Source organism: Cupriavidus sp. UYPR2.512 (assembly GCF_000379565.1).
In the GTDB taxonomy this organism is placed as follows: domain Bacteria; phylum Pseudomonadota; class Gammaproteobacteria; order Burkholderiales; family Burkholderiaceae; genus Cupriavidus.
In genome coordinates this window covers 1-3,376 of the sequence record NZ_KB902972.1, presented here as the reverse complement: position 1 = coordinate 3,376, position 3,376 = coordinate 1, and the positions used below count along the sequence as shown (strand labels likewise).

Genomic DNA, 3,376 nt, shown 5'->3' with positions numbered 1-3,376 from the left:
GTGACGTCACCGCGCCGACCTATGCCGAGCTCTATGCCAAAAAATCCCTACCCACTACATCTAGTAGGTTTGGGAGCTAACCGGATAAGCACGGAAGCATTCTTGAAAATACTGCCTTGATTTTGAAGAAGAACTCCTCGCCACGATGGTCGTACGCACGGCGCTTGCGGCGCACTGCTCACGACGGCGGGGCGACCGCCCGGCCACTGTGCGATGACTGTTTGCGCTCCGTCACACTCTTACCGAATGCGGCGCACGGCGCTGAGCACGGAAAGTCCCTGAGGCGTCAGTCGACGGCTAGACATTGACGCTGTAATGCCAATGTTCCATCGTGACTAGCTTTTGTGCCAACAGGGTATCCAATTGCTCGGGTTCGAGATCGAAAATCTGTTGCGCGTCGCCAAGAAACAATAGCGCCGCGATTCATGCGGACTTAGCACGTCGCTCCCCATTGTTAATGAACCTACGATCCATGGGTCCATGGGATTGTGTTCCATTGAGGAAGGTGGGAATGGCAGTGGAGGCATCGTTGGGAGGACACGCATTGAAAGCCCACACCGGGCCTTAAAGTTAAACGCTTTCTTCGTGGGTATCAAGCTACCCTGTGCTGCGGCGCAGCAGCGCTTGCCTTCAAAGACGCTTAGTTTCACCGAACCAGAAATGCGAGACTACTCCCGACGCGTGCGGCAATGGTATGAAGCTGCTCCCGAACTGTGAGGTTTTTTCCAGTTCTAGCCTTATCAAGCCTCTGGCTCAAACCGGGGTTCTTCTACTCCGTTGGTGATGGACTTACACCCCCATTTTGTCTTCACATCCACGCCACGGAGTCTGAGTCGCGTTGTATGACCGCTTGGGCCGTTGTTGGCGATGCTCGGACGGAGCAGCCGCCTGAAGCACAGACAGACACTTGAAATGTGCATCCGTGGAGCAGGACATCGTCCCCCATTGATTCCCGCCTAGGGCGGCGTACCCGTTTCCGCGACCAATTTGCGTTAAGGAGCGCCGGTTGGGTTCGACATGATGACGCTGCCCTGGGGTCCTGTATCGGGTGCAAGTTCCAAAGCGGCACACCCTTTCTTTGAAGGCTTTACAACATTTCTTGTATGAAAGAGAACACAAACCCTTGCGGGCTGACTCTAAAATGCGTATAAGTCAGAAGTCAAGCGAAAACCGGAGGCTAAAATGGCAACGTATAGAGAACTGATGGCGCAAAAGCAAGCGATCGAAGCCCAGCTCGAAGAGGCGCGGGCGAGCGAGGTTGCCAGTGTCATCGAACAGATTCGCGATCTGATGAGCCAATACGACCTGTCGTCGGAAGACGTCGCGCCCAGGCGCCGTCGGGGTCGGCCAGCCGGTGCTGCTTCAACGCCGCACGAAAAGCCACCTCTGCCGCCGAAGTATATGGATACTAAGACCGGGAAGACTTGGTCCGGCCGAGGCCGAGCACCTGCTTGGTTAGGCAAACGGCCCGAGCGTTTTCTGATTCCGCAGGAGTGAAGGCTCGCCTACAGGCGTTCAGATGCCCGGTCAAGCTATCGCTTAAGCTGGGCATTTCGTAATATCCAAGTGGCGGAGCTTTAACCAGGCTGTCACATCATTAGAGCGTGCAGAAAAATGGCTCTAACCAGATAGAGAGACCGTTAAATGTTGACGAAGAAATCAGGTAACGGCTCTGGTCTCGCAGATTTGACTTCTCAGGCTGAACGATAGCCGTTGTCAATTGACACCGATTAGCGCCAAAGTGGCGCGCTATGGTCGCCTGCACCGAGCGCGAGCGTGCACTGCTAGCTCTTGGAAGTCGGCGCGATCACGAGCTTCGCCGCGGGTCGTCCTTTGGGGAATCGTGCGCCCACTTGGACGTTTTTACCATGATTGGAACCGTTCCGCCCCCGTGTTTCCAATGATATCCCATCTGGGTGAGGAATGCTCTTGCCGTTTTGGTTTTGGCCGCATAAGAACGCTCTGGTAAGCATCCGCGAATCCATATGTCTTTCTGTTGTTTTGGGCTCACTACCTATGCCTATGCCAGCGGTAGGGATATTCCGGCCCCGTTCCACTGGGCCATCTTCCTGGGTGATTGCAACCGCTGAAAGGTCATCCAGCACGATACCCTTGGCTTTCGTGGGGTCGACGGGACCGTAGCGACTCACGGTAGGCCTACCTGTGTGGTGTTTTTGTCGCGCGGCGTTATCGTGAAACCTTCGATTTGTGTCGAATATGAGCTCCGCGCGCATGGGCTCTTGCGCTATCGACACGTCATTCCGCGAAACGCGGGCTATGCGCCGGATGTGGTATTCGGTAAAACAAAGCTAGGGCCAAGGCCGCGACTCACGGAAGCGGCACATGACAGGAATTAGGTTGCGCGATTAAGTCCCTGCCGAGGCCGGCTAACCGAGGATGGACTCCTTGCAGGTCTTCTTTAAACTGCGTTTAAGTCATGAGTAACTGAAAAATTGGAAATCGAAATGGCAACATATCAGGAATTGCTGGCTCAGAAACAGGCGCTGGAAGCCCAAATCGAAGAGGCCCGTGCCAGCGAGCTTGCAAGTGTTATCGAACAGATTCGCGAATTGATGATGCGGTACGAATTGTCCCAAGACGACATCGCGCACCGCCGCCGTCGCCCTGCCGCTGTGGCTTCCGCTTCGGCCGAAAAAAGGCCGCTGCCGCCGAAGTACATGGATCCGAAGACTGGCAAGACCTGGTCCGGGCGTGGCCGCACGCCGACATGGCTAGGTAAGCGGCCGGAACGGTTTCTGATTTCCCAGGAATAAAGCCTCCTAGCCCTATGGCATTTCGGGAGGGTTCATCCATCCCGTGCCCGGCGGCTCTGCTCCTTGGCTGCCCATTGCTCATTCGGATTGCGAGCGACGCGATCGACGGTAAAGAAATGCAGCCCGACGCGGTCAAAAAAGACATCGAGCATCCAAGTTCAAAAAGAAGGCGGAACGGCCGTCACAGGTGAGCCGGTGCCAATTATCCCCGCCGCCTCGCCAACACAAGACGGGTGAGCACTTGTAATAAGCGCCGACCACGCTGGCGAAGGTAGTCGCAGCTCTGCGAGGACAAGGATACCGCCAGTTCATTAGGCCAGGCCGGAACGCCTCGCAGCTAAGTTTCGAGATTGATTCTGGCGTCACAGTGCGCGCTCACACCTCGCTTCGGGAAGTGCCACACGACACACTTGTCGTCGAGAGGCTGGCGCTCGAAATCGACGGCTCGTGCCGCGTCTGTTGTTCTCTGCGCTCGCAGGCGCAATTAGGGCAGGATGGGCCCGGGCCTGGCGCGAAAAGATGAAGCGTGCTTTCCGGTTAGCTCCCAAACCTACTAGATGTAGTGGGTAGCGATTTTTTGGCATAGAGCTCGGCATAGGTCG

2 protein-coding genes are annotated in these 3,376 nt (G+C 56.0%); both read left to right on the top strand.

The window, feature by feature from the left end; all coding sequences use genetic code 11:
- Positions 1-1,182 precede the first annotated feature (1,182 nt).
- Entirely contained in the window at positions 1,183-1,497 is a 315-nt protein-coding gene (locus A3A5_RS0115545) for an H-NS family nucleoid-associated regulatory protein (RefSeq protein WP_018311478.1), read from the top strand.
- A 968-nt stretch (positions 1,498-2,465) separates the two neighbouring features.
- Positions 2,466-2,774, top strand: a complete 309-nt coding sequence (locus A3A5_RS0115540; RefSeq protein ID WP_018311477.1) for an H-NS histone family protein — start codon at positions 2,466-2,468, stop codon at positions 2,772-2,774.
- Positions 2,775-3,376: the final 602 nt, after the last annotated feature.